This window comes from Bradyrhizobium sp. AUGA SZCCT0160 (assembly GCF_018130105.1).
In the GTDB taxonomy this organism is placed as follows: domain Bacteria; phylum Pseudomonadota; class Alphaproteobacteria; order Rhizobiales; family Xanthobacteraceae; genus Bradyrhizobium.
Map to the genome: position 1 here is coordinate 248,009 of NZ_JAFCMD010000007.1, position 24,054 is coordinate 272,062.

Genomic DNA, 24,054 nt, shown 5'->3' on the forward strand with positions numbered 1-24,054 from the left:
GGCTACGACGCTCAGGGCTGGAGTTTTGCCGGTCCGGTCAACCGGCGAATCACAGAGGTGGCAAGCTTTACAACGCCTGAAATCACCGCCCCGATCAGCTCCAGAACGGCGCTCACGAACTCGAGCAGGCCGAGGGAACAAGGAGCCAGAGCAGCAGCACCGCCGCGATCAAAATCGGAATCAGCCATTAGAACATGTTGTTCTCTCCTGGCGGCTTGGTCGTGAGCCAGCTCGCCAGGGTTCAAGCTGCGGCAATTCGCGTGAGGCGTGTGCGGCAGGCGGGCCTGTTGCGGCGCCCTTTGCCGTCAGGCGGCCGAGAAACCCGTCGATCTCCCGCGCCACGCTGACGGCGGACCGCTCGTCCATTTCGGCCGCGGTTTCATCGACCGATGTCTTGATGTCGTAGCTGGACGGCGGCTGCTGCGGCAACGTCGCGACGTTGTGACTCTCGGATTTATACTTGAGCCAGTAGTAGACCCAGGAAATAGCGACGCGGTATGGCCAGAGTAAAAAGCGCTTTGGCCCGTCGGCATGAACCGACAGGCCACGTTGCGTTTATCTCGTGCCGCGCGTGCTAGGGCTTGATCAGACAAAGCCCAATTGTTGGAGCGGTCGCACATTTTGCTCCTTCAGATACCCCGCCACTGGGACAGAAAACCGACACCAACATTTCGTTGGATTCGCAGCTCACTGCGCCATCGCCTTGAACGGCGCGAACGCTCGCCGTCGCCGGATCGCCCTTCGGGCCCCTTTCGCCCGGAGCGCCTTGTGGACCTTGCGGCCCCTGTGCCCCGGCCTGGCCCTGCGCACCGGGCACGCCCTGGAGCCCCTGCGGCCCAGCTTGGCCTTGCGCACCGGGCACGCCTTGGGGGCCCTGCGACCCTTGGGGGCCGGCCGGTCCCTGAGGGCCCGGGTCGCCCTTTGGACCAGGATCTCTGCCGCACCCAGCGAGCGCGAGCGCAACACCAACGGCAAGTATCGGAAGAATCCTCATGCAAAGCCCCCCCCTCTGCGTTCGTCCGACCGCTGATGGTCGCGACCTTCCACCAGTATGCCTCCAACCGCGGGAAGGCTCCAGAGTTCAGCAAATGTCTGAAAGTCGCATGGGCGAGCCCGTCCGGCAGGCTGCGATTGCTGATCGAATCAGCAAACTCCTCGGTGGTCTCCATCGCTCGGATCGAAGCTATGATGACATGAGGAATCGGGACGCAGTGCGAAATCTTTCGTCTCAAGCAAGGCCCGGCATGGGCCTGATGCCGTCCATCTAGAAAATCGCGTAAATAAAAGGTGCGACCGCAGAGCCTTTCGACAAGACGAGCAGCGACCCGAATAGCAGCATCATGATGAAGATCGGCAGCAGCCAAAACTTCTTCCGCACCCGCAGAAACATCCAAAATTCGGCCAGAAACGACAGCATATCCGAACCCAGAATTTGTGATTCACCGGGCTTCGGCGCGGCAGCCTTCGCTACGATAGGGCCTGCCTAGCCGTAGCTGGCGGAGCCAGCGAAGGATGGTGGGGGAAGAAGGACTCGAACCTTCGAAGTCATAAGACGGCTGATTTACAGTCAGCTCCCTTTGCCACTCGGGACACTCCCCCGTTTAACTGCATCGCAAACCCAACCGCTTGATGGCGGCAGACAGGCCATGGATGACGTTAATACCTGGAGCCGATGGCGCGCTCCCGGTCGGGCGCGTTTATGGGCGAAGGGCCATGGCAAAGTCAACCAAGGGAAGGCTCGAAAAACGAGCCTCGAGGGGCCAAATTGCCATAATCCGGAACCCGTGACACAAGCTGGCCCATGAGCGATCGCGACCGAAAACCGCCGTTCCGCCGTGGCGGCGGCAAACCCTTCGAAAAAGGCCGGAAACCGGGCGGTCGCCCGGCCTGGCGCGACCGGGACACGGGCCCGGACGGGCCGGTGATTCTTTATGGCTGGCATACGGTGGCGGCGGCTTTGGCCAATCCGGAACGCCAGATCCGCAAACTATTTCTGACCGAGAACGCCGCCCGGCGCCTGGCCGACGAGAATATCGACACCCGCGTGCCCCCGGAACTCGTCCGGCCGAGCGCGATCGACCAGCGGCTGGGCCCCGATGCCGTGCATCAGGGCCTGCTCGCGGAGGCCGATCCCCTGCCCTCGCCCGATATCGATACGCTTGATCAGGAGGGCATCGTGCTGGTGCTCGACCAGATCACCGATCCGCACAATGTCGGCGCCATCATGCGTTCGGCCGCGGCGTTTGCGGTCAAGGCGATCGTCACGACCGCGCGGCACAGCCCCGAGGCGACCGGCGTGCTGGCGAAGTCGGCGTCCGGCGCGCTGGAAATGGTGCCATTGGTGACCGTGCAGAATCTCGCCCGCGCGCTGAATGAGTTGAACGACCGTGGCTTCATGACCGTTGGCCTCGACAGCGAAGGCAGCGAAGACCTCGGCGCTGTCGCATTACAGCAGCCGCTGGCGTTGGTATTGGGCGCCGAAGGCAAGGGCTTGCGGCAATTGACGCGCGAGACCTGCAGCGTGGTGGCGCGCCTCGACATGCCCGGCGAGATCAAGAGCCTGAACGTCTCCAACGCCGCGGTGCTGGCGCTCTATATCGGCGCGAGCCGGCTTGGCCTGATGAAATAAAAACAACGCCCGCTCGCATGATGCGAACGGGCGCCTTCGTCTTGATTCGAAGTTTGGATCAGTAGCGGCCGAAGCGCGCGCCGCGATAGCCGTAACGAGCGCCGTAGCCATAGCGTCCGGCATAACCGTAACGGGCGCCGTAGCCATAACGGAAGCCCGGACGGAAACCGTAGCGGTAGCCGTAGGCCCGCGGCGCTACGACGCCACTGCCGTAGCCGTAGCCGTAATACGGACGATAGCCGACGACGGTGTCTTCCTGATAGACGCGCGCCGGAGCCCAGGCGCCGGGACCGGAATAGGTCGGGCCCTGGTTGACGTAGTAATATTGCTGCACGGGATCGGCGAGCCGGTCATAACCCCAACCCACGCCGCCGCAGGGATTGCAGCCCGCCGAGGTGTAGGTCGCAACAACCGGTGCCGCGTAGACGACGGGCGCAGCGTAACCGCAGCTCGTGTAACCGCACGCCATCGCGGGCGCGGAGGCCATCACGGCAACGGCCGCGACCAGTCCTGAAATCAGATGACGCATTACTCTCTCCTGTACGTGTTTGCCTGTTGGTGTTCTTGTTGGCGTGGTTTATGGGCGTGGAAGTAATCCCGTGGGATGCCGACGACGCCGGTCTTCCTGCGGTGCGTAGATGATCTCGGGCGGATTGACCGGCACGTTGGATTGCGCCGGCAGCGGTGCCGACTGTGCAGACCAGGATTGGTGATAGCTTTCGGCCGGCTGCGGCAACCGTCGGTTCGCCGGCGGCTCGATTTCCAGACGGCCGTAACCGGGCAGATGACCTGCGCTCGGATAATAATGACCGACACGCGGCACCGGGTCGATATAGCGGCCGCCATAGATGGTCGGCTGCACATGCGTGCCCCTGAGGAGGCCCCAGTCGCCCTCGACCACCGAATAGGATGCATCGACGCCGTTGATGATGACGGGAACACCGGGGCGACCCGGAATCACGATTTCAAACCCGCCACCGGCCAAGGCCGTCGACGTCGTCGCCATCAGAATTGCCAGTGTCACGCCAATGCGCATCGCTTGGGACCCCGTTTTCCTTTGGCCGCAATTTAGTCGAACGGGCATCCCCAAGGGTTAAGGGGCCGGACCAAACTGCCGGTAAGGCTAACGCGTCAGCATCCCCAGTCGCTCAATTGCGAGCGAACCCGATCAGCAATTGTTAACGGGGCGAGCCCGACCCATCGGGATCTCTCCGACGTCATTCCCCGATGCGCATTGCGCATCGGGGAATGACGAGAGAGAAAGAGAAGGCGAGAGGGAATATCTCAGGCGAACAAATTTTCGACGATCGTCGTTGCGCCGATGGCGATCGTGACGATACCCACCGCCCCCTGCAGGCCGCGATTGGCCCAAGTGAGCCAGCGCGCGGACACCGCGAGCGGCACGGCGATGACGGTGGACAATGCGCCCATGCCGATCATTGAGCCGATCCCGAACAGCGCGACATAACCGAGCCCGACCGCCGCACTCGACGCCTGCGAAACCGTCAGCACCAGCAGTGCAGCCGAGCCCGCCATGCCGTGCATCAACCCGACCAGCAATGTGCGCCAGCGAAAGCCGTGTTCGTGGGCGTGCGCGGTGCGCAGATGCGGCGTGGTTTCGCCGGCATGGCTGTGGGCGTGAATATGCACGGTGCCGTCGCCATGGCCGTGCTTGTGAAAATGCACGCGGTCCCGCCACAGCCGCCACAGCACATGCGCGCCAAGGCCGACCAGCATGATGCCGACGGCGGCCTCGAGCGGTCGCGCCACGCTTTCCGGGATCGCGCTGCCGAGCAGGATGGCGCAGCCGGCGAACACGAACAGCGTCAGCGTGTGGCCGAGCCCCCAGGTCAGCCCGTGCTTGACGATGTCACCGACACGGCTGCGGCGCACGGCGATGCTGGAGACGGCGGCGATATGATCGGCTTCGAGCGCATGCTGCATGCCCAGCAAAAACCCAAGCCCCAGAATTCCGAACATATGCCCCCTGCGCGCTACAAGCGCTTATCAAACACCAATCAACTGTTCTTGTCAGGTCAACACTTCATCGAACAGTCCCCGCATCGCTGCCCATGAGCGGCGATCGGCCTGCTCATTGTAGAGCGCGGTGCGCATCATCGAACCGTCGGCGGCGGGGTTGGTGAAACCGTGCAGCGTGTTGCCATAACTGATGACCTGCCAATCGCGGACGTGGCCTTCTCGCATCTCGTTCTCGAACGCTGTGACCTGATCAGGCGGCGCCAGTGGATCCTCCGCGCCGGTGAGCACCAGCACGCTGGCCTTCACGCGGCCGGGCTGCGCGGGCATTTTCGTCGCCAGCACGCCGTGGAAACTGACGACAACCTTGAGATCGGCGCCCTCGCGCGCGAGCTCCAGCACCACCGAGCCGCCAAAGCAGAAGCCGATTGCCGCGAGCCGGCTGGTATCGACATCAGGCAGATTCGCCAGCGCCGCAAGCGCGGCGCGGCCGCGGGCGTGGAGTTTTTCCGGCTCGGCACGCAGTCCGCCAACCAGGGTCGCGACTTGCTGCAGATTGCTCGCCTGCCGCCGGTCACCGAACATGTCGGCCGCGAGCGCGATATAGCCGAGGTCTGCAAGCCGCCGCACGCGTTCCATCGCAAACTCGCCGAGCCCCAGTCCCTCGTGAAACACCAGCACGCCCGGCCGCGGACCTGAGGCGTTGTCGTTCCAGGCGAGATAGCCCCGCAAATTGACGTCGTCGCAGCGGTAATCGAGGTCACGCGTCGGCATGAAATTCTCTTCAAGCTCTTGAAGTTCTCTTGGTTCTTTGGGGGCGCTTCAAAATGCGGGGAACAGGAACATCACACCGGTTTGAACGCAGCACAACCCAAAATCGGAACATCGAGCGCTGCGATCGGTTGGCCCCGCACAACATTTGCGGAGAGCAACCAATGACAAAACTGAAACTTCTGGGCGCAACGGCATTGCTGGCAGCGACGATTGCGACACCTGCGATGGCGCAGCAGTGGACGAATGATTACAACTATCGCCATCGATCGTCCGGCTTCTGGCCCGGCGAAGTCGCAGCCGGCGTCGTCGGCGGCGCGGTTGGCGCAGCAGGCGCGATTGCGACCGCCCCGTTCCGCAACCGGGATTCCTACGCCTATTACGGCGGACCGGCCTACGACGATTCCTATGCCTATCCCGTCCAGCGCCCGCAGAGCCTGCGTCCCGCCTGCGGCATTCAACCCGACGCGACCTATATGGGCCCCGACGGACGCTGGCGCCCCTGCTGACGAGGCGTGAGCGGTCCGGGCCAATAACGCCGAATAGAATTGCGGCCAGGGAAAATACGGAACGACCTTGCACCCCGGACCTGGCTTGGCGTGACGAAAACTGGCGTCACCAGAAAACCCGCGTCATGAAAAGGAGAACCGTATGACAATAATCAAAATCCTCGGCACGGCTGCGATCATCGCATCCGCGTTGGCGGGCCCGGCCATGGCGCAGCAGGTCACGAACACCGGCAGCTATCAGCGTCAGGCCTCTCCGGATCAGGCCTATCGGCAGAACGGCAACTGGCAGAACAGCTACAACCGCTGGGACGACCGCAGCGGGTTCCGGGCGGGCAACGCCGCCGCAGGCACCGCGTCCGCGATGGCAGTCGAACCGATCGGCGGCGAAGAATACGCCCGCCGCAACGGCTTCGTCTGCATCCCCGGCACCCTGTTCCGCGGCGAAGACGGCCGCCGGCACATCTGCCAATAGGACAAGCGGAGCGAGATGCGGAAAAAGGCGGCCGAAAGGCCGCCTTTTTCATGCGCAGACGTAACGGAAACGGGCTTTCGAGGTGCTGGCCCTTTGCGGGCAAGTCTGGTATTCGACCGCCGAAGATTGGTGGAACCTCGCGCGTTATCCTGGCTGGCCCGCCATCGCTTCAATTCGCCGGTTTAGCTCAGCGGTAGAGCAGCGGTTTTGTAAACCGAAGGTCGGGAGTTCAATCCTCTCAACCGGCACCAGCGTCTCTTGAGTGGTGCGAGGAACTGTCACCGTCCGGCAACATCCATGATGTTTCGCTTCTCGGAACACCAATTAAGACTCCCACGCTCGAAAGTCTTGCGGCAGATTCGACGCTACCGGGGTTGGGAGTATTGTCATTGCACTGACAATCAATTTTCCCGGACGGGCCGCAGCGCGCAACGCCTGCGGCCTTTTTCATTGGCCAGCAAAAGCCGGCGCAGAAATACCGGATCGTGAATGCAAACCAGTCTCGCACCTGGTACGCGTCAAGCTTCGATCAGGCTCGGGACCGACACCGAAGCGACATGGAAAGATTACCTGCCCCGATGCACCGGGACCTCATCGAGCATCGCCCGCCATCGCCCCTTCAAGGCTTGGTTACTTGCCGATGCCGCTGCCGACGCAATCGACCAATGGCTGCGCGCGGCGCGCTCCGCTGCAATTATGCAAACAGCCAATCGTAGGTCGTCGCAACGAGCTTGCTAAGTAGGTAGAACCAACCCGCCGTTGCAAGGATAACAGGAACAAAGAAGGCCACCCCAACGATCACTTGCTCTCGCCTTTGGCCGCTGGGGGCCACTGACACCTCGGCAGCCGCTTTTTCGCTTGAACTCATAACACTCGCCCCGTTTCAAAAGTAGCAAAGCGCGCGGCGTGGTGGCATCGGCATCCTATTGTTCGCCATGTCGGCCGCCTCAGTTGGCGGCCTCTTCCATTCGCGATGCCGCTGAGAAGCGGCCCCAACCTCGGGGCTGGGGGCTGAGTTGGGGCCGCCCATTCCAACCGTGGGCAACGCGGAAAAAGGCGGCCTACGGTTAGCCAAATTACCGCAACTCGGTCGATCGTTCCGAACTAGTTTGGAGTACCTCGGTTGGCGGCCTCTTTCAGTGTGCCGATCGCACCTGCGAACCGCAATCCTTCGTCGCCCGAACCCGAACGCACCGACTGCTGGCAAACAATGGAGATGGGACGTCGGCATGACATCGCGGTCTCTCCCGCAGCGGCTACGTCAACTTTTCGACCAGGTGCTGGGCGGATTCGAAACGGCGTGGAAAAGATTGTCAGCCACAATGCACGGAAGCCGACTTCGTCGAGTATCGGCGCCAGCGCGCGGCTGGCTGTGGCTGCACGAGGCCGGGACCTTCGTGAAGTACACACTGGCCGGCGCGCATTTGTTTGCTTAACGGTTGCGGCCTCGCCGTTAGTGGCTTTACTTGAATGATAACCCATTCGGGTGATGCGCACCTTTTCCGCGAGCGAGTGGGAACCAAAGCGCAGTTAGCAACTTACTGACTCACCTTTGGCGGGGTGAGTTGAGTAATGGACGACTCAAGCGGCGATAAACTATCAGGACCGGAGAATCGCGAGCATCACGGGTGCAGGTGTGGCGCGCAGCCCAAAGTGGTTCACAAGATGATGGAGCCAACCCGTGGCTTGACGGTACGAATGTTTGAATGTCAGTGCGGCGAACGCAGCTGGACCGAACATAAGGACTAAACTCTTCCGATGAGCTCCTTACGACTGCCGCTGGATCTGACCAAAAGCGATAGAGAAATGGGGCCAAGGAGGCGCGGCAATGATAAGGCAATCTGAAATCTACCGGCAGAACGCTGAGAACTGCCTGCGTCTGGCTGGCTCGCGTTAGCCGAGGAGCAAGACTGGCTCGACGGGGAGACATCCGCCAATGCAGAAGCCGAATGATGCTGTACTGTCCGGCTGAAGGCGAAGGGGAATAAATGGACCTGCTGTCGTCGATTGGCTTGCCGCATTGGCTAATGATCGCGGGAGCTATTTTAATCGCGATCGGCTGCCTTGGTCTTGTGTTTAGCCGGAACAGGCAAGCCGCTGGTAACCCAGATCCTGATCGTGATTCAGCTTTGCACGACTTGCAGCCACGCTAACTCATGGCGTATCGGCGCATTGAGTTCAGAGTGGCCCAGGGCTTCGATCGAAAATGGAAATGGTTTGTCGGTCTAGCGTCAGGTCGACGGCAAGGCGAATCGCTGATGACACCGGCGACGCAACGAGGCTATTCTTTCTCGTCGAGGTCGGGAACATCCCACAACAAGAACGCCATGATGATAAGCGCTGGAGTCCAAGCTAGCATGGCCCCAAATGCAATGGCCTGCACTGTTGTCATGATCACTCCGGGGTTGTCCTGCGTCACTTAACCTAACGCGCCGGCTCTGGATAGCGGCGTTGTGAAACTGTTCACAAAAAATGACATTTTCCGACAATAGGTCACCGTCGCCGTAAGGTATTGATATAATTGAATGCGGGCCGGTTTTGTAAACCGAAGGTTGGGGTTCAACTCGCTCAACCGGCACCAGTCCGCGTTCAAAGTCGCAAATGCGACAACAACGCTTGCGCCGTTTACATCAGCATCCAGCGCCGTATCAGCCACGCGAGCCCGAGCGCGGCTATGATGACGCCGACGCCGAGCAGATCCACCGAAATCGCAGGCGAGCCGTCTGGCAATCTTGAAAATGGATTCCAGCTCGGCCCTTTTGGAGTGATCGACTTTCACCCGATTGACGGTGAAAAGCGCGAGCGCGGCCCAACCGATAAAGAATCAAACCGCATGGCAGACATAGGCCGCTGGCGAGCTGACACCATTATACTTCAACATGGCACCTCCCGAACAATGGCTTGATGAATACGGTTCTGAAGTGCGCGCTTCGAGTTGTCAGGCACCCAAGTAGTTTTCTACCCTCAATCCTCGCTATTCACAGCTATGGCAAGATTCCCGTTATCCTCGCTATTCACAGTGAACACTTTTCGTACCGTTCTCAGTGAGCCGCTTGATACAGACCACAAGATCAAAAAATCTCAAGCGACTCTTGACCGGGAATCGCAAATCAGAACCTGTACGGCCTTAGTTCAGAGGGCCACCGTGCAAGATCCATTTACTGATTTCATGACTGGTAAGATTTCCGAACGGCACGCCAAACAGGACCGGCGGCTATTCGGACTGATGTACCTCTGCATTGCCGCTTTGATCGTGCTGGCCGTCGCCAAGCTGTTTATCTGACGGCGCAAAGAAAAAGCCCGGATTGCTCCGGGCCTCTTCGTTACCAATGATGGTAGTGGCGATGATAGTATCGCGGGCCATCGTAATAGGCGTACGGCCCACCGCCGTAATAGCCGTACCTCGGTCCATAGTGGTAGCCGCCGTGGTAGGCATTGGCCGCCGCGGCGGCGCCTAGCACGCCAGCGGCCACGCCGAAGCCGATCGCCGCGTTACGCCCGCCACGGGCCTCGGCCGGCGAGTTGACGACAGCGGTTGTCGCAAGCGCGGCAACGGCTGCGAGAGGTAATCCTATCTTTCGCATGTGCGCTCCTTTCCGTTGCCGGGTTAACGCCTGCCCAGCGAGCCTGTTGGGAACTTGCGCCAGATAATTTTTGAAGGTTTCGGAAACGGAGTTCTGTTCCGGTGATTCAGCGGAGTTCGGAATGCGTTGGGTGATCGCGCGTCCGCTTGCGAGCGCAGATTGAGCGCCGCGCCGTCAGGGCTTCACGGCGTAGGACATCGCAATACCCAGCGCGAGGCCGAGGCCGATGCCCATAGCGATATTGTCGATGGCAGCACCGATCGCGACGCCGAGCACTGTTCCGAGGGCAAGGGTGCGGCCTTCCTGCATGGCGGCGTCGCTGAGCTATCGACTGCTGGTCCGCTCGACGTCAGGCGCTCTCGGACTCTTGTCCGACCGGTTCGGGTCATCGACCTGGGATTTGAGGTCGGCGGCCTTCTCGACCAGGCCCGCTGCCACATTCGGGTCCGTGACTGTCCGTGCGAATTTGAGAAGCGTAGTTGCCTGACGCGTCAGATACTGCCTGCCCACCACTGCTGCTATCTCCCGCTTGCTGTCCCACAGACGTTACGCTGCAACGCAGGAATCGTTCCGAGTGATGTGTTACGAAGTGCACATTTAATCTTTGTTCCATCCGATAGCTGCGGCATTTTGGGTTCCCGTGGCCTCCCGGAACCAACCCCGTTCGATCACGTTTTTGCTGCATGAGAATTCGGGAAGAGAACTGCAATCTGGTTTTGCTCACCGGCGTGACGCTGGTGAGTGCAGTCATCGCGGGCGCCGCGGGCTTTTGGGAACCTGCCTCCGACGTGAGCAAAAACAGGCAGGTCTATGCCGCCGCCGCGACGTCGTCGTCGGCCGCTGCGGCGTCTTCGCCGTCGGCCGCCGCGGCTTCGCCGGCGGCACGGCAACCGGCCCGTCTCGTCGACCAGACGCCGGTCCGGGTGATCGGCGCGCCTTTCGTGCCCAACACCAATCCGCGCGAGCGCTAAGCAAGGACGAGGGTCGAGCCGTGAGGGCCGACCCTATTTTCTAATGCCTACGCAACGCACACCCGCGCTGCGAGCCACGGCCCGTTCTACTTTGCATGGGGTTGTTTCGCGATTTTGGGTCTGGCCCTGCGGTGCCTCGGATGGCACCCGCTGGCATGGCACCGCTGGCGGAGGTACTACGCAGGATGTCCCCCACAGGGTGTCGCCCTTTTGTCACCTCGCCGGCAAATCGAATGCCTTCATTAGCCAAGTTCAACACTTGCTCTTGATTCCACAAAAGCCTTTTGCTGGAATGACTTGGGTTGAGGTGTGCGATGAAATGGATGAAGGAACGCGACCTCCTGATCGCGCAGACGATGGCATTCGTGCAATCGGTGACCGGGAAGAAGCCGGACGCGGCGCAATTCCTTGCGAATCCGGCCTCTTTCGTAAGCCCGGAAGCGCCCGCACCCTTTGACGTGCCCAAAGCCACGCCCGCGGTGTCGATGCCTGACATCGAGGCGATGCTGGCCGAAACCATCTCCGTCGCGCCGCCGAAGCCGGTCCAGAACGCACGTCCCGAGCCCAAGGTCGATTTCCAGTCCGAAATCCGCGCCCGTGTCGCCAATTTCCGCGCGCATCAGGAGCGCTTCAACCGCGAGCGCGAGGCCTATTGCAGCGCCACCATGGCCAAGGTCCACGCCGCGCTGCGTGAAGACACCGCGCCGCCGCCGCTGGGCAAATAGCCCTCGCCCCAATCCTCTTGTTTGACGGGTTGTCGTAAGGCGGATCGGAATCCACCCTCGGATCAAGTCCGAGGGCATGCTTCGCTTGAAAATCCTCTAGGCCCTGCCGATCTTCTCCAGCACCGGCAGCAGGTGCGTCAGAAACAGCTCCGGGTTTTCGCTCATCGGGAAGTGGCCGAGCCCTTTCATGATGGTGACTTCGCAACCCCTGATGCTGTTGGCCACGGCCAGCGTTTCCTCCGGAGTGCAGGAGTAATCATACTCGCCGGACAGCAGAAACAGCGGACAGCGCCTGGTGTCGATCTCTGCGACGCGGCCGCGGATGTCGCCGTCGAGCTTGTAGAAATACAGATCGCCTTTGAAGACGCCGGGTCCGCCCTGCATGTAGTGCCAGATCGTTTCCCAACGCTCACGGTCCGGCGCATCGGGGCCGACCAGACCGGAGACGATGGCGCCGCAGACCTCGCCGCCATGCACATCCGGCCGGTGCAGGAAATTCAGATCGTAATAGGGATCGACATGCGCGCCGGCCTGCAGGCCGATGATGGCGCGAAAGCGCTCGGGATGTTCGAGCGCCAGATGCAGCGCGATGCGGCCGCCGATCGAGCAGCCGATCAGGATCGGCTTGTCGAGCTCGAGTGCCGCCGAAACTTCCAGGACCATGGTCGTGTATTGCGCCGAGGTCAGCTGGTATTCCTCGTCGTGCCAGCCGGCCGGCGGCGAGGATTTGCCGTGCCAGGGCATGTCGAAGGCGATGACGCGATGCTTTGAGGTGATGCGCACATCGTTCATCAGCGCGCGATATTGCCGGCCATCGCTGCCCGCGGTGTGCAGGCACAGTAACGGCGTGCCTTCGCCCGCTTGCTCGACATAGATGCGGTGTGGCCGGCCGAACAATTCCAGATGCATGTAGCGGCCGACGATCGGCTCGAACCTCGCGCTCATGCGCCAGCTCCCGTGGCGCGGAGCTTGGCCAGCGCTTCCTTGAAGTAACGCAGATGGGCCATGAAGATCTGCAGATTGCCTTCGGCCCTCAGCACGCGCCGCTTGATCAGCGCCAGCAAATCGTTGGAGCCCGGCGGCGGGCGCTCGCTCCAGAACTTCTTCCATTCCTCCTCGGAGGCGCGAAGCGCGAAAGCCGAAGACGGCATCACTAACGGCCCTGGCGTCACCGACACGATTCGGCCCTCATGGATCGAAATCAGAAAGGCTGACTGGCCGACCTCCAGAAGAAAGCTGGTCGTGAGATAGCGGCCGCGCCGGACCAGTCCCGCATCGCCATTGACCCGCGCTTGCAGCGTCTCGATCATTCCCGTCCCGCCCGTCATGTCATCGAGCCGCCTCGCGGCCCGAACTTGTTGTGTTGCATGATGGGTGGATTGGTCGCGCGGTCAATCGCTCCCCGGCCGCTAAAGCCACGCCCAGACCAGCGCGATGTTGGCCGCGCAGGCCACCAGCAGCGCGACCGTGAGCGTGAGTTGGACACGCTCGCAGGAGTGAGTCTGGACGATCGTTCTCATGGCCGAAACATCCAGCGATTCTAGCCGAGGAGTCTCGGGGATTCTTTTTCGCGGGATTCATGACTCGTTTACGACTCAGGGACTCCGCCAAAATGCCGTCGAAACGGGCCATTTCAGCCCTTCGTGAGCCCTGAACGGGCGGAATACCAGCCAAGCCAGAACCCAAAAGGGGCTGCAACGTTGACCGTTTTTGCTGGAGCCCCCACGCATGCCCTACGCGCTATTCTGCCAAGAGGCCAAGCTGAGCAAGGCCTATCCGACCGAGGCCGATGTCTGGAGGCTGGCCCGACAGTCGGGGCTCGTGGTCGATGCGGTTTCCGATGAGGAAAGGCAGGCGCCGCGACCGGTGCTGGACAATGACTACGAGATCAAGCCCTGCCAGCCGGACCCGGACGAAGATCCGGCGCGAAACAAGGCCGAGGCCGAGCGCGACGCCCGTTCGGTGCTGCAGTTGGGTTCGAAAGCGGCCTGACGCAGCCGCTTCGCGGGTGTCGTCGGCGGAGATAAAAGGCCGCACGGGAACGGGCCGGCCTTACGGCCGGAGGAAAAATCGAACGATCGCCTTCTTAAGGCGTCGCGGCTGCCAGTGAAGCCTGTTCCGAGGCGAGGACGACGCACGCCTTGCGACGGTTCAGTCCCCTGATCGCGCCGGTCACCTTGAGCACCTTCCCAACCGGACAGTTGGCGTCCTGTACGAAGGCGATTTCATAGGGAGCAAGGATGAGCGGTTCTGATTTCAGGACAGTCTGGGCAAGGCATGGCAGCGACGCTGCGGAGAATATCAGCCCTAACGCAAAAGCACGCATGTTTGATTGTCCAACCAGCCGACCGGACCATAATAGCCGAAGATGACAAAAAGTTGCGCGCACCGCGAAAATTATTTTTCGCGAGGTACCAACAGCTGCGGATGGCGCTTCGTGCCGTCCGGCGGCGCCCCCTGAAAACAAAAAGGCCGGCTTCCCGCCGGCCTTTTCCGTCTGGTTAGGTAGCAAGCCCTCAGTATTTGGAGGCCGCGGGGCCACCCCAGCCAAACCGGTAGTTCACGCCGACCTTGACGGTGTGTTCGTCGTTCCGGAAGCTCTGGCCGGTGACGTCGGCGGGGCCAGCCGTGAAGGTGGTTTTGCCGAAATCATAATACTGGTACTCGGCCTTGGCCGACCAGTTGGGCGCGAACATGTATTCGAGGCCGCCGCCGACCGTGTAGCCGTCCTTGCGGTTGCCGCTGGTGGTGAAGCCCGGCGGGACGCCGCCCACGGTGACACCGAGATTGTTGCCGTCCCGCCAGGCATAACCGCCCTTGGCGTAGAGCAACGCCGGCCCCCAAGTGTAGCCGACCCGGCCGGTCACCGAACCAAGCTGGTCGGTATTGCTGGTCACCAGCGTACCGCCCGGGAACAGCACGCCATTATTGCTGCCGCCGTTCAGCCAGCTGTATTGGGCTTCGGCACCCACCACCCAGTTGGGCGCGAACTGGTAGTCGAAGCCGCCCTGCACACCGCCGAGGAAGCGCGCGTCGCTGCTTTGCAGGGAGTCGGTACCCGCAAAGGCCCCGCCGACATGGCCGCCGATATAGAAACCGGTCCAGTTATAGACCAGCGCCGGCGCGGTGTAGGCCGGCGCCTTGGTATAAGGTCGAGGCTGGATGTCCGCCGCGAAAGCAGGAGCCGCCATTGCGGCCAGCGCGGCAGCGCCGAGCAAAATCTTCTTCATCTTCATTCCCCGTGACTAACGTTCCGCCATCAAACCAAACAACGTGACCTCAATTAGGTTGCTTTGCGGCAATGCCGGAGCACCGAACGGTGCTCAACTGTGACGGCGCGGCAACAGAGCGCTTTGGTTCCCTCGCATATTAGGTTTTTTCCTGCGTTACCGGCAGGTATCCCGCTTTGTTGATGTCGGAGATAACTAAGGCGAGGTTCAAGGGTCGCCAAAAAGTGATTGAATTCCGTTCATCTTTCGGGTCGCAGGACCCTCCGCTAAGTCGGAGGACCCTCCGCAAAAGAGCCGCCATTCGGGTTTCCGGGACGCTCGATTTTCGAAGGCATCCCGGAAGCCCTCCCCGGCTCAATAGCCGGCAACCTCGATCACCGCCTCGGCAAACGCCTGCGGCGCCTCCTGGGGCAGATTGTGCCCGATGCCGCCGGTGATCAGGCGGTGCGCGTATCTGCCTGAGAACTTCTTGGCATAAGCGGCAGGATCGGGGTGCGGAGCGCCATTGGCATCGCCTTCGAGGGTGATTGACGGCACCGAGATCACCGGAAATGCGGCGAGCCGCTTCTCCAGATCGTCGTATTTCGCCTCGCCCTCGGCCAGGCTGAGCCGCCAGCGATAATTGTGGATCGAAATGGCGACATGATCCGGGTTGTCGAGGGAGGCTGCGCTGCGCTCGAACGTCGCGTCGTCGAAATTCCACTTCGGCGAAGCCGTTTGCCAGATCAGCCGGGCAAAATCGCGGGTGTATTTCTCATAGCCGGCCCGGCCGCGCTCGGTCGTGAAATAGTACTGGTACCACCAGGAAAGCTCGGCCTTCGGCGGCAGCGGCGCCTTGTTGGCCTGTTGGCTGCCGATCAGATAGCCGCTCACCGCAACCAGCGCCTTGACCCGCTGCGGCCAGATCGCCGCGACGATGTCGGCGGTCCGTGCGCCCCAGTCGAACCCGGCGATAACCGCCTTCTCGATCCTGAGCGCATCCATCAGATCAATGACGTCGACCGCGAGCGCGCCCTGCTGACCGTTGCGGGGCGTGTCGCTGGAGAGAAACCGCGTGGTGCCGTAGCCGCGCAGATGCGGGACGATCACCCGGAAACCGGCCGAGGCCAGGATCGGCGCGACGTCGACAAAGGCGTGAATGTCATAGGGCCAGCCGTGCAGCAGGATGACCGGCGGACCATCAGCGGGTCCTGCTTCGGCGTATCCGACGTTGAGGGCCCCGGCGTTGATCTGCTTGATGGCAGGAAACGACCTGTGCGTCCCAGGCTTGATCGCCGTCACCGGTTTGGCGTTACCGGACTGTGCGTCGGCCGGGCCAGCCAGGGCGAGCTGGGCGGCTGCCAGAGTCGTTGCAGCGGCGCCAAGAAAACGGCGGCGACCAAGGTTGATGTTGTCGGACATGTGGGCTCCCTCCTATACTGATCGAATACGATTAACTCGGACACGATCTAATAGCCCAATATTCTTGATGTCAACCCTTCCGATTTAATCGTATCCGATATATATGCTCTGCAACCGTCACGATCGCGTGTGCCCGGGAGCATCAGGATGAAACCGACCAAGTCTTCGAACCCACTGCCTGCAGATCCACAGCCTACGGATCGAAAGCTCGCCGACTTCCTGTGCTTTGCGGTCTATTCGGCCAACCTCGCCTTTGGCCGGGCCTATAAACCACTTCTCGATGAACTTGGCCTCACCTACACGCAATATATTGCGATCGTGGCGTTGTGGGAAAACGACAACCAGACCGTCTCAAGTCTGGGCGAAAAGCTGTTCCTCGAATCCAACACGCTGACCCCGATCCTGAAGAAGCTCGAGACGATGGGTTATCTGCGCCGGCAGCGCGATGCCGCCGACGAGCGCCAGGTGCTGGTCAGCCTGACCGAGGCCGGGCGCGGGCTGCGCGAAAAACTCGGAGGAAGGAATCTGGTGAAGGCTTCCGGGCTTTCGCCGGAGGAATTCCCCAGGCTGCAGAAGGCGGTGGTCACGGTGCGCAACAACCTGATCAAATCAATGCAGGATACGCCGACCGGCGCGCCGGCAAGCCCCTCGGCCGCGGCGGCAAAGCAAGGCGCGTAATCCCGAGCGCCGGCCGCTACCGCGCCATCTTTTCCAGGTCGGGGAATGGCGCATAGACCGCACCGGCGCAGGGCTCGCTGGCGTTTTCAATGATGCGGTCGAGCCGGCCATCGACGTAAAGTATCGCACGTTCGCGCGGTTCGGCGTAATTGCCGTCGGAATCGCGCGGGCTGAAGCGCAGGCAACTGACGTAACGCAGCCGTCCCCCGACGACACGTTGTATCGGCTCCGCCATCACGGCGTTACGCACGCCGACCGGGTTGTTGAGATAGGTCCTCATGAACAGGAGTATCTCGCCCTTGTAATTGTTGGGAAACGGCTGATTGGAGACGCCGCGGTCGTCGGTATAGGTGATGCTCCTGACCTCGTCGCTGCCCGCGCAGGCCGCGAGCACGATCGGCAGCAACACGATCGCCGCGAATTTTGCTGATGTCCCCAAGCGTAAGTCTTCCACCTGCCCCCGAGGCTATCTCTTAGACCGGGCGGCGCCGAAATGGAATTCGCAACTCGCTTATCGCGCCCGGATTGGACCGCTGACATCGGCGCCAACCCACGGCCATTGGGGAAGCAATGGCGCGTGGGTCGGCCTGATACCCGCCGGCGCGTCGGGGGCAATGGGGATCGAACCGCGCCCGCGGATCAGTTTGATGGTGGCTGCGGACGACACTAGCGCCCCCGCGCTGAACCCCTCGTGAAGCGCGACAGCGGACGTCGTTCATCTGCATGACATCTTCGTCACGTTCCCAAAGCAACGCCAAATCACGGGAATGGCATTATGCGTCGGGAATGTTCCCAACCGCCAGGTGTTCAAATCAGCGAGCTTCGGTATAGGATCGCCTGATGGCACCGTCCTTTTCTACTGATTTTTTCGAAGTCGGGTTTCTTGATCTGTTCAACTGGAGAGACGCATGACCAAACTTGCTATCAGGCTTCTGACGCTGGCGATGTTCACGCTGACGCTGACGGCGGCCCCCGTCGTCAGCGTGGTCTACGCCGCACCCGACAGCAGTCCGCCGCCGCCGCCCGATAACAGCAAAAAGAAGAAGCGATCGAGCGAAGTGCGCCCGAGCACGCAGGAAACCGCATTTGCAACCGGTTATCGCGCCGCCTATGCCGCGATCTACGATCGCCACGACTACGCCTCGGCGATCGAACAGTTGAAGGCGCTCGGCCGCGACGACAGCGCCGCGGTCGCCAATCTGATCGGCTATTCCTATCGCCAGCTCGGCGACTACAAGGTGTCGCAGATCTGGTACGAGCGCGCGCTCAAGGCCGACCCGACCCACGTCAAGACCTGGCAATATTACGGCTTGTGGCAGGTCGAACAGGGTAACCGCGAATCCGCGCAGTACCATTTGAACAAGATCGCGGCGCTTGCCGGCACCTCGAGTGAGGAATACCGCTCGCTCGCCGCAGCGCTCGAAAAGCCGCCGGGAACCGGTCTGGCTTACTGAGCCGTCAACGCCCTCGCTTCGTGGCGGGGAGCGGCAATACGAAAATGGATGGGTGCCGACGCGATCCGCCGCCGGCACCTTTCCTTTTTCTGTCACGCACAACGGAAATCGCGTTCCAGCCTGGCCGCTGACGCCGGTTGCTCGGCTATTCATTAGCGAATCCTTAAGGATGATCTCTTTCCGCCAACCGGGACGGGATCGAAGAACCATTTCAACACCCATGCTCCCCTAGGCTTTTCACCAAAATGACGCCGCCGCCCCATCGGACCAAGGCCCCGATGGGTTCCAGACGGGCATCAGGGTTGGATGATGAGCACAGGCGATTACCCCGCGGCCGAAACGCCGGACGTTCTGCTGGCCGCGCTTGAGCGGGCGAACGACGCCGTGCTGATCCTGGATCGCGAGCTTCACGTCAGGTATTGCAACGCCGCGGCCGAACTCATCTTCGGGCTGGACCGCGCAGCAGCGCTCGGTTGCCATGTCGGCGATCTCGGGCTCAAGGACCTGCAACATCATCATGTCGCGACGCCGGCCTCGGACCAGGTGAGCCGCAACGACGTTCCGCATGGACGCAACGCCGAGATCACGATCGCGCGCAAGGATGGCAGCCGGATTCGCGTGGCGCTTTGGCTTTCGAATCTCGCGATCGACGGGCAATGCCGCACCATCGCATTCGTGCGGGACATCACCAAGGAGGTCGCGCGGCGTGAAAGGCTGGCCCTGCTCTCGCTGGTCGCCGACAGGACCAGCCGCGCCGTCATCGTCACCGACCGCAATCTGAAGGTCGTCTATACCAACGCCGCGTTTACGGGAATGTTCGGGTACTCGCTCGAAGAGGCGAAGGACCGGTTTGCAGGCGAACTGCTGGTGGGCCGCTATACCGACCGCAGGACGCTGGCCAGGCTGCGACGCTGGGTCGGCGAGGAAGCCGGCGGTGAAGAGGAAGTCCTCGCCTACGACAGGAACGGCGACGAGATCTGGGTCTCGGCCAACGTCAAGACGTTCCGCGACGGGCGCGGACGGTCCAACTACATGTTCGCCCTGCTGACCGACATCACCGAGACCAAGCAGCTGCGTTCGCTGCAGCAGCTGATCATGAGCGCGCTGGCCGATGAAATCCCGATCGCCGACATCGCCGACCGGCTTTGCCGGCGCGTCGAAGAGATCGCGCCTGACGTCGTCTCCTCGCTGCTTCACATCGACGCCGGCGGACTGGTTCACCCGCTGGGCGGTCCCAGCCTTCCCGAGGACTATTCGCGGGCGCTGGACGGCGTCGCGATCGGTCCGAACATCGGCTCCTGCGGCTCCGCGGCGTATTTTGGCAAGCCGGTGCTGGCGGAGGACATCGACACCGATCCGCGCTGGCAGCCGTTCAAGACCCGCCCGCTCGAGGTTGGCCTGCGCGCCTGCTGGTCCACGCCGATCAAGGGCAAGGACGGCCGCGTGATCGGTACCTTCGCGTTCTACTACCGGGAATGTCGCGCGCCCAGCCGCTGGCATCAGCGGATCGTCGACGCCTGCGTCGATCTCGGCGGGCTCGCGATCGAGCGCAAGGAGGCCCGCGCCCAGATCGCTCGGCTCGCCTATTACGACATGCTGACCGGCCTGCCGAACCGCGCGCGCCTGCGCGATCTGATCCTTGAGGCGACCAACGCCTGCCCGGCCGGCAGACACGTTGCGCTGGCGTTTCTCGACATCGATAATTTCAAGGACGTCAACGATACGCTCGGACACTCGGCCGGCGACGAACTGCTGGTCGGATTTGCCCAGCGCCTGCGCGCGCAGATCCAGCGGGGCGACATGCTGGGGCGGCTCGGCGGCGACGAATTCGTGATCGTGCTGCCGAACCGCAACGCGGCCGAAGCCTCGCTGATGGCGTCGCGGATGACGGAGGCCCTGGTCAATCCGATTCAGATCGGCGCCAAGCAGGTCGCGATGTCCGCCAGCATCGGCATCAGCATGTATCCGGACAACGCGACCGATATCGATACGCTGATCCAGCAGGCGGATGCCGCCATGTACAAGGCCAAGCAGGCCGGCCGCTCCACGTTTCGCTTCTTCAGCGCCGACATGGATCGGCTGGCCGAACAGCGGCTGGCCCACAGCGCGGCGTTGCGGCGCGCGCTCGCCAGCGACGTTCTGCAATTGCAGTATCAGCCGCAGATCCGGACCGGCGACGGCGGCATTTATGGCGTCGAGGCGCTGGCGCGCTGGTATGATCCGGAGCTCGGCGAAGTCTCGCCTTCGAAGTTCATCCCGCTCGCCGAAGAGTGCGGACTGATCGAACAGATCGGCATGTGGTCGCTCCGCGAGGCCTGCCGGCAAATGGCGGAATGGCGCGGCGCCGGCGTGGATATCCCCTGCGTGTCGGTCAACCTGTCGCCGATCAATTTCCAGAACCCGAACCTGGCCGCAGCGGTCGCCGGAATTCTCGCAGACCATGACCTGCCGCCGGAAGTGCTGATGCTCGAGATCACCGAAGGCGTGATCATGAACGAGCGCTCGGTTGCGATCGAGACGATGCATGCGCTTCGCGACCTGGGGGTCGGCCTGTCGCTGGATGATTTCGGCATCGGCTATTCGAGCCTGAGCCGGCTGGCGCATCTGCCGATCCGCGAGTTGAAGATCGACCGCAGCTTCATGCACGATGTCGGGAGCGACCCCAGCGCGCTGGCGATCGTCACATCGGTGGTTCGCGTTGGCCAGAGCCTGCACCTCACCGTCGTCGCCGAAGGCGTCGAAAGCGACGGGCAGCTGAACTTGCTGACCGAACTTGGCTGCGACGTCGTTCAAGGATTTCTCTACGCCCGCGCGCTGTCGCCCGACGCGTTCGGCCGCTGGCTGCTCGACCATAGCGCCGCGCAGGCCAGCAGAGTGCTGCGGCACGTCGGACGATCGCTGGCCGAGGCTTCACCACGCATCGCTTCCGGCACCAACTCGTAAAGCCGCTTTCATCGTCGTCCCGGCCTTGAGTCGGGGCCCATACCGCGTGATTTCTCGATGAGGCCGCGGTATCAAACACCTTTCGCAAAACTTCTCCCTGTGGTTATGGGTCCCCCGATGCGCAATTGCGCATCTGAGCTCAAGGCCGGGACGACAGCGGTGTTTGTTGTTGCACCGTGGTCTAAACGTAGTTTCGCGATCTCGCGACGGATTGCGCCCGAGCTTTGCCAGAAACTTCCCGCCCTCGAAAATAGAGGGCGCAGGGAAGACCGGGTGCGCGCTGCACCCGCGGTCTCGTGTGCGGTTTGCACAAAACAAAGTGCACACGAGCATACAGGGCAGCGGTGAACACCCGGCCTTCCCTGCGCAATGGCTTTACGGCTTATGCCGTGATCTCCCCGGAGACGAGTTCTTGGTTGACTCCGTCGCTGCCGTTCAGCTCTCGCCTACCCGACAGCTTGACACCTGCAACGGGTGCCAGGACCACACGGTTTTGCCGTACGCTTATCCACGCCGTCGTCGAGGCGTAAACCAGCGTCCACCGCAACCCGTCCAACGTCCGTGACGACGGCCGACGCCCTTCTGACCAGGACGGGATGGCGATAGATGCGCACTGATTTGGGTCGGCCGACAACAGAAATATTTTTGATTTACGGAATTTTTCTGCTTGACACGGTTTCCGTAAATCGGAAGTGATTTGCCCGACGGGTTGTTTTGTCGCATACCCATGCATAAACGAAAAAAGGGCCGCTTGAATGAACAAGCGGCCCAAGTCTAGGGAGGAAACGCCCCAAAAGAGGGCAGCGACAGCGCGAGGCGCCGCCGCACAGTGCATGTAGGTACTAAAATGCGCCGATCAAGACGGCGACTCACGCTTCGTGCGGATTGTCCACTCGGTCTCTCAAGAAGAATTATGGTGACGCACAGGCGTCATTGCGAACGAAGCGAAGCAATCCATACCGCGCCAAGCCGGCCCATGGATTGCTTCCTCCTTCGCTCTTCGAGCTACGGCGGACAAGTCGTCGCTTTCGCTCCTCGCAATGACGGCAAGTGGCGAAGGTCCCCTCACTTCATCACCGCCTGCACCTCGCTGCGAAACGCCTGCCGTGCCGCATCGCGTGAATAGAACATGTGGCCGCCGGGATAGACCACGAGTTTGACACGGTTCGGACTGGCGAAGGCCGGCAACCCGTCGAGGATGATCTTCGAGGCAAAATACGGTGTGGCGAGATCGAACAGGCCGTGCCCGACCAGCAATTTCATCTTCGGGTCGAGCGCGAGAATCTGCCGCAATTGGGAAACCGACTCGGCAGGTCCGCGGCCGAAATCCCAGGAACTGAGGACGCTGCCGTTGAGCAGATGGTACGAGCCGTCCGGCCGCCAGTTCAGCTTGCGCGTGGTGAGATCGACGGCGGCGCTGGTCAACGGCGCCATCAGCGAATCCCCGGACGGATCGCCGAAGTGCGAGGAGTCCGAATCCGGATAGGGATCGAAGCCCGACACCGACGCGTCATAGCGTCCGGTCACCCGGCCGTTGCGGCGGTCGAACTCGCGGCGGAATTCGCCGACCTCGAAGCGTCCGGCAAGCCGGCGGCTCACGGCCTGATCGATGCCGGTCAACGACGCGACCTTGTCGGCGAGCCGGTTGGTGGCCTCGGTGTCCGCCTGCCCCTTGAGCAGGTCGCTGACAAATTCGCTGCGCGCGTAGCGTTCAACATCGGCGAGATCGGCCCATTTCACCGGACTCTTCGCTTCGCGCGCCACCGCGGCCATGGTGGGAAGCCGGTGGACATATTGGAGCTGGCTGGAGCCGGAAAATTCGCGGTAGTCGAGCAAGGGAGAGACGAGGATCAGCCCGCGCACGCCGATGCCCTGCTGGGTCTGCAGGTTGCGGACGATCTTCGGGCCGCGGATGCCGCCATAGCTTTCGCCGGTGACATATTTCGGCGACAGCAGCCGGTCGTATTTTTCGAGCCAGCGCCGGATCACCAGCGCGATCGAACTGACGTCGCCATCCAGGCTGAAGAACCGCTTGCGCGCGTCCTCACCCGTCGCGACGAAGCGGCTATAGCCGGTGCTCACGGGATCGATGAAGACCAAATCAGTAAAGTCGAGCCAGGTCTCGGCATTGGGCACAAGCTCGGGCGAAGCGGAAGCTATCGCGCCATCTCCTGTAATCGACAGCCGCCACGGTCCGGCAGTGCCGAACTGCAGCCACGCCGATGATGCGCCCGGCCCGCCATTGAACAGGAACGTGACTGGCCGCGTGCCGCGATCGGTGCCGTCGAGCTGGTAGGAGGTGTAGGCGATGTCGGCCTGCGGCTCGCCTTTTTCGTCGAACAGCCGGATCGAACCTGCGGTCGCGGTGAAAGCCAGCGTGCGCCCGGGCAGCGCCAGCGTCTGTTTGGTGGTGGAATCCGGCGGTAGCCGGTGCTGATCGGAAACCGGTTGCGGCGTGGCGGCGTCGCCGCGCCGTCCGCCGCCCTTCTGTCCCTGCGGCGGTTGCGGCGGAAGCGTTGGCCCCGGCGTCGGCGTCGCGGCAGGTTGCTGCTGCGCGGCCGTCGGGCTTGCGTCCTGGGCGCGCGCGCCGGCCACGCAAGACAGCATGACAAGCGTGATGGCGAGTTGCATATGACGCCGCGCGGTGAAGCGAAAAGCCATGACGTCCTGCTCCCTCTCACTTGCTCCCGGCCACTTGCTCCCTGCGCCG

General features: G+C 62.1%; 27 protein-coding genes and 2 tRNA genes. 12 read left to right on the forward strand and 17 right to left on the reverse strand.

Annotated features, from left to right (window positions below):
* Positions 1 to 11: 11 nt before the first annotated feature.
* From JQ558_RS14740 to JQ558_RS14755, 3 genes are all read right to left on the reverse strand, one after another.
* Positions 12 to 188 (reverse strand): hypothetical protein, encoded by a 177-nt coding sequence (locus tag JQ558_RS14740; RefSeq protein ID WP_212294038.1) that lies wholly within the window; start codon positions 186 to 188, stop codon positions 12 to 14.
* Positions 189 to 1,264: 1,076 nt separating this feature from the next.
* Entirely contained in the window at positions 1,265 to 1,414 is a 150-nt protein-coding gene (locus tag JQ558_RS14750; RefSeq protein ID WP_249119410.1) for a DUF5989 family protein, read from the reverse strand.
* A gap of 99 nt (positions 1,415 to 1,513) precedes the next feature.
* A tRNA-Tyr gene (locus JQ558_RS14755) sits at positions 1,514 to 1,599 on the reverse strand.
* A 202-nt stretch (positions 1,600 to 1,801) separates the two neighbouring features.
* On the opposite strand from JQ558_RS14755, the gene rlmB reads away from it, so the two are divergent.
* The gene (rlmB, locus tag JQ558_RS14760) at positions 1,802 to 2,629 is read left to right on the forward strand and encodes a 23S rRNA (guanosine(2251)-2'-O)-methyltransferase RlmB (RefSeq protein WP_212207328.1); all 828 of its coding nucleotides are present in this window, start codon (positions 1,802 to 1,804) and stop codon (positions 2,627 to 2,629) included.
* A 58-nt stretch (positions 2,630 to 2,687) separates the two neighbouring features.
* Here rlmB and JQ558_RS14765 read toward each other — a convergent pair whose 3' ends face one another.
* From JQ558_RS14765 to JQ558_RS14780, 4 genes are all read right to left on the reverse strand, one after another.
* Positions 2,688 to 3,158, reverse strand: coding sequence for a hypothetical protein (locus JQ558_RS14765; protein WP_212272128.1), 471 nt, complete (start codon positions 3,156 to 3,158; stop codon positions 2,688 to 2,690).
* A gap of 48 nt (positions 3,159 to 3,206) precedes the next feature.
* Positions 3,207 to 3,665 carry a hypothetical protein gene (locus JQ558_RS14770; RefSeq protein WP_212272127.1) on the reverse strand — a complete coding sequence of 153 codons (459 nt, stop codon included), beginning with the start codon at positions 3,663 to 3,665 and terminating at the stop codon, positions 3,207 to 3,209.
* Between the two features lie 248 nt (positions 3,666 to 3,913).
* Entirely contained in the window at positions 3,914 to 4,609 is a 696-nt protein-coding gene (locus JQ558_RS14775) for an urease accessory protein (protein ID WP_212207325.1), read from the reverse strand.
* Positions 4,610 to 4,660: 51 nt separating this feature from the next.
* The gene (locus JQ558_RS14780; protein WP_212294039.1) at positions 4,661 to 5,380 is read right to left on the reverse strand and encodes a dienelactone hydrolase family protein; all 720 of its coding nucleotides are present in this window, start codon (positions 5,378 to 5,380) and stop codon (positions 4,661 to 4,663) included.
* A gap of 161 nt (positions 5,381 to 5,541) precedes the next feature.
* Here JQ558_RS14780 and JQ558_RS14785 point away from each other — a divergent pair, with 161 nt between their 5' ends.
* From JQ558_RS14785 to JQ558_RS14805, 5 genes are all read left to right on the forward strand, one after another.
* Positions 5,542 to 5,886 (forward strand): hypothetical protein, encoded by a 345-nt coding sequence (locus JQ558_RS14785; RefSeq protein ID WP_212207323.1) that lies wholly within the window; start codon positions 5,542 to 5,544, stop codon positions 5,884 to 5,886.
* A gap of 142 nt (positions 5,887 to 6,028) precedes the next feature.
* The gene (locus tag JQ558_RS14790; protein WP_212294040.1) at positions 6,029 to 6,358 is read left to right on the forward strand and encodes a hypothetical protein; all 330 of its coding nucleotides are present in this window, start codon (positions 6,029 to 6,031) and stop codon (positions 6,356 to 6,358) included.
* 176 nt (positions 6,359 to 6,534) lie between these two features.
* Positions 6,535 to 6,609 (forward strand) — tRNA-Thr (locus tag JQ558_RS14795).
* A gap of 2,423 nt (positions 6,610 to 9,032) precedes the next feature.
* Positions 9,033 to 9,263: a hypothetical protein gene (locus JQ558_RS14800; protein ID WP_212207321.1), complete on the forward strand. Its 231-nt coding sequence runs from the start codon at positions 9,033 to 9,035 to the stop codon at positions 9,261 to 9,263.
* Between the two features lie 240 nt (positions 9,264 to 9,503).
* Positions 9,504 to 9,641 (forward strand): hypothetical protein, encoded by a 138-nt coding sequence (locus JQ558_RS14805; protein ID WP_212207320.1) that lies wholly within the window; start codon positions 9,504 to 9,506, stop codon positions 9,639 to 9,641.
* Positions 9,642 to 9,681: 40 nt separating this feature from the next.
* Here JQ558_RS14805 and JQ558_RS14810 read toward each other — a convergent pair whose 3' ends face one another.
* Both JQ558_RS14810 and JQ558_RS37860 read right to left on the reverse strand, forming a co-directional pair.
* Entirely contained in the window at positions 9,682 to 9,942 is a 261-nt protein-coding gene (locus tag JQ558_RS14810) for a hypothetical protein (protein WP_212294041.1), read from the reverse strand.
* A 174-nt stretch (positions 9,943 to 10,116) separates the two neighbouring features.
* Positions 10,117 to 10,251, reverse strand: coding sequence for a hypothetical protein (locus JQ558_RS37860; protein ID WP_283813745.1), 135 nt, complete (start codon positions 10,249 to 10,251; stop codon positions 10,117 to 10,119).
* A gap of 374 nt (positions 10,252 to 10,625) precedes the next feature.
* Between JQ558_RS37860 and JQ558_RS14815 the strand changes: the two genes are divergently transcribed.
* Positions 10,626 to 10,913 (forward strand): hypothetical protein, encoded by a 288-nt coding sequence (locus JQ558_RS14815; RefSeq protein WP_212294042.1) that lies wholly within the window; start codon positions 10,626 to 10,628, stop codon positions 10,911 to 10,913.
* 314 nt (positions 10,914 to 11,227) lie between these two features.
* Complete coding sequence (locus JQ558_RS14820; protein ID WP_212207317.1) at positions 11,228 to 11,638, forward strand: hypothetical protein; 411 nt, start codon at positions 11,228 to 11,230, stop codon at positions 11,636 to 11,638.
* 96 nt (positions 11,639 to 11,734) lie between these two features.
* Here the strand turns inward: JQ558_RS14820 and JQ558_RS14825 are convergent, their stop codons facing one another.
* The 3 genes from JQ558_RS14825 to JQ558_RS14835 all read right to left on the reverse strand — a co-directional run bounded on the left by JQ558_RS14825 (position 11,735) and on the right by JQ558_RS14835 (position 13,158).
* Positions 11,735 to 12,583 carry an alpha/beta fold hydrolase gene (locus JQ558_RS14825; RefSeq protein ID WP_212294043.1) on the reverse strand — a complete coding sequence of 283 codons (849 nt, stop codon included), beginning with the start codon at positions 12,581 to 12,583 and terminating at the stop codon, positions 11,735 to 11,737.
* The gene (locus JQ558_RS14830) at positions 12,580 to 12,948 is read right to left on the reverse strand and encodes a hypothetical protein (protein WP_192733974.1); all 369 of its coding nucleotides are present in this window, start codon (positions 12,946 to 12,948) and stop codon (positions 12,580 to 12,582) included. Before JQ558_RS14830 ends, JQ558_RS14825 begins: the two co-directional genes overlap by 4 nt.
* Positions 12,949 to 13,047: 99 nt before the next feature.
* Positions 13,048 to 13,158, reverse strand: a complete 111-nt coding sequence (locus JQ558_RS14835) for a glucose transporter (RefSeq protein ID WP_212207315.1) — start codon at positions 13,156 to 13,158, stop codon at positions 13,048 to 13,050.
* 208 nt (positions 13,159 to 13,366) lie between these two features.
* Here JQ558_RS14835 and JQ558_RS14840 point away from each other — a divergent pair, with 208 nt between their 5' ends.
* Entirely contained in the window at positions 13,367 to 13,630 is a 264-nt protein-coding gene (locus tag JQ558_RS14840; protein WP_212207314.1) for a hypothetical protein, read from the forward strand.
* Between the two features lie 94 nt (positions 13,631 to 13,724).
* Here the strand turns inward: JQ558_RS14840 and JQ558_RS14845 are convergent, their stop codons facing one another.
* The 3 genes from JQ558_RS14845 to JQ558_RS14855 form a co-directional block, all read right to left on the reverse strand.
* Positions 13,725 to 13,964 (reverse strand): hypothetical protein, encoded by a 240-nt coding sequence (locus JQ558_RS14845; protein ID WP_212036121.1) that lies wholly within the window; start codon positions 13,962 to 13,964, stop codon positions 13,725 to 13,727.
* Between the two features lie 190 nt (positions 13,965 to 14,154).
* Entirely contained in the window at positions 14,155 to 14,868 is a 714-nt protein-coding gene (locus JQ558_RS14850; RefSeq protein WP_212294044.1) for an outer membrane protein, read from the reverse strand.
* Positions 14,869 to 15,222: 354 nt separating this feature from the next.
* Positions 15,223 to 16,269: an alpha/beta fold hydrolase gene (locus JQ558_RS14855; protein ID WP_212294045.1), complete on the reverse strand. Its 1,047-nt coding sequence runs from the start codon at positions 16,267 to 16,269 to the stop codon at positions 15,223 to 15,225.
* 147 nt (positions 16,270 to 16,416) lie between these two features.
* Between JQ558_RS14855 and JQ558_RS14860 the strand changes: the two genes are divergently transcribed.
* Positions 16,417 to 16,947: a MarR family winged helix-turn-helix transcriptional regulator gene (locus JQ558_RS14860; RefSeq protein ID WP_212207311.1), complete on the forward strand. Its 531-nt coding sequence runs from the start codon at positions 16,417 to 16,419 to the stop codon at positions 16,945 to 16,947.
* 16 nt (positions 16,948 to 16,963) lie between these two features.
* Here JQ558_RS14860 and JQ558_RS14865 read toward each other — a convergent pair whose 3' ends face one another.
* Complete coding sequence (locus tag JQ558_RS14865; RefSeq protein WP_212207310.1) at positions 16,964 to 17,386, reverse strand: hypothetical protein; 423 nt, start codon at positions 17,384 to 17,386, stop codon at positions 16,964 to 16,966.
* Between the two features lie 469 nt (positions 17,387 to 17,855).
* On the opposite strand from JQ558_RS14865, the gene JQ558_RS14870 reads away from it, so the two are divergent.
* Positions 17,856 to 18,401, forward strand: coding sequence for a lipopolysaccharide assembly protein LapB (locus tag JQ558_RS14870; RefSeq protein ID WP_212207309.1), 546 nt, complete (start codon positions 17,856 to 17,858; stop codon positions 18,399 to 18,401).
* A gap of 309 nt (positions 18,402 to 18,710) precedes the next feature.
* Positions 18,711 to 21,344, forward strand: coding sequence for an EAL domain-containing protein (locus JQ558_RS14875; RefSeq protein WP_212294046.1), 2,634 nt, complete (start codon positions 18,711 to 18,713; stop codon positions 21,342 to 21,344).
* 1,065 nt (positions 21,345 to 22,409) lie between these two features.
* Here JQ558_RS14875 and JQ558_RS14880 read toward each other — a convergent pair.
* Positions 22,410 to 24,005 carry a S10 family serine carboxypeptidase-like protein gene (locus JQ558_RS14880; protein ID WP_212294047.1) on the reverse strand — a complete coding sequence of 532 codons (1,596 nt, stop codon included), beginning with the start codon at positions 24,003 to 24,005 and terminating at the stop codon, positions 22,410 to 22,412.
* Positions 24,006 to 24,054 lie beyond the last annotated feature (49 nt).

Coding starts and splice junctions, on each gene's coding strand:
- JQ558_RS14840 (WP_212207314.1), top strand. CDS start 13,367: ATGCCCTACGCGCTATTCTGCCAAGAGGCCAAGCTGAGCAAGGCCTAT.
- JQ558_RS14790 (WP_212294040.1), top strand. CDS start 6,029: ATGACAATAATCAAAATCCTCGGCACGGCTGCGATCATCGCATCCGCG.
- JQ558_RS14870 (WP_212207309.1), top strand. CDS start 17,856: ATGACCAAACTTGCTATCAGGCTTCTGACGCTGGCGATGTTCACGCTG.
- JQ558_RS14765 (WP_212272128.1), bottom strand. CDS start 3,158: ATGCGTCATCTGATTTCAGGACTGGTCGCGGCCGTTGCCGTGATGGCC.
- JQ558_RS14880 (WP_212294047.1), bottom strand. CDS start 24,005: ATGGCTTTTCGCTTCACCGCGCGGCGTCATATGCAACTCGCCATCACG.
- JQ558_RS14815 (WP_212294042.1), top strand. CDS start 10,626: ATGAGAATTCGGGAAGAGAACTGCAATCTGGTTTTGCTCACCGGCGTG.
- JQ558_RS14850 (WP_212294044.1), bottom strand. CDS start 14,868: ATGAAGAAGATTTTGCTCGGCGCTGCCGCGCTGGCCGCAATGGCGGCT.
- JQ558_RS14855 (WP_212294045.1), bottom strand. CDS start 16,269: ATGTCCGACAACATCAACCTTGGTCGCCGCCGTTTTCTTGGCGCCGCT.
- JQ558_RS14810 (WP_212294041.1), bottom strand. CDS start 9,942: ATGCGAAAGATAGGATTACCTCTCGCAGCCGTTGCCGCGCTTGCGACA.
- JQ558_RS14830 (WP_192733974.1), bottom strand. CDS start 12,948: ATGATCGAGACGCTGCAAGCGCGGGTCAATGGCGATGCGGGACTGGTC.
- JQ558_RS14845 (WP_212036121.1), bottom strand. CDS start 13,964: ATGCGTGCTTTTGCGTTAGGGCTGATATTCTCCGCAGCGTCGCTGCCA.
- JQ558_RS14835 (WP_212207315.1), bottom strand. CDS start 13,158: ATGAGAACGATCGTCCAGACTCACTCCTGCGAGCGTGTCCAACTCACG.
- JQ558_RS14770 (WP_212272127.1), bottom strand. CDS start 3,665: ATGCGCATTGGCGTGACACTGGCAATTCTGATGGCGACGACGTCGACG.
- JQ558_RS14780 (WP_212294039.1), bottom strand. CDS start 5,380: ATGCCGACGCGTGACCTCGATTACCGCTGCGACGACGTCAATTTGCGG.
- JQ558_RS14820 (WP_212207317.1), top strand. CDS start 11,228: ATGAAATGGATGAAGGAACGCGACCTCCTGATCGCGCAGACGATGGCA.
- JQ558_RS37860 (WP_283813745.1), bottom strand. CDS start 10,251: ATGCAGGAAGGCCGCACCCTTGCCCTCGGAACAGTGCTCGGCGTCGCG.
- JQ558_RS14860 (WP_212207311.1), top strand. CDS start 16,417: ATGAAACCGACCAAGTCTTCGAACCCACTGCCTGCAGATCCACAGCCT.
- JQ558_RS14740 (WP_212294038.1), bottom strand. CDS start 188: ATGGCTGATTCCGATTTTGATCGCGGCGGTGCTGCTGCTCTGGCTCCT.
- JQ558_RS14825 (WP_212294043.1), bottom strand. CDS start 12,583: ATGAGCGCGAGGTTCGAGCCGATCGTCGGCCGCTACATGCATCTGGAA.
- rlmB (WP_212207328.1), top strand. CDS start 1,802: ATGAGCGATCGCGACCGAAAACCGCCGTTCCGCCGTGGCGGCGGCAAA.
- JQ558_RS14785 (WP_212207323.1), top strand. CDS start 5,542: ATGACAAAACTGAAACTTCTGGGCGCAACGGCATTGCTGGCAGCGACG.
- JQ558_RS14800 (WP_212207321.1), top strand. CDS start 9,033: ATGATGACGCCGACGCCGAGCAGATCCACCGAAATCGCAGGCGAGCCG.
- JQ558_RS14775 (WP_212207325.1), bottom strand. CDS start 4,609: ATGTTCGGAATTCTGGGGCTTGGGTTTTTGCTGGGCATGCAGCATGCG.
- JQ558_RS14875 (WP_212294046.1), top strand. CDS start 18,711: ATGAGCACAGGCGATTACCCCGCGGCCGAAACGCCGGACGTTCTGCTG.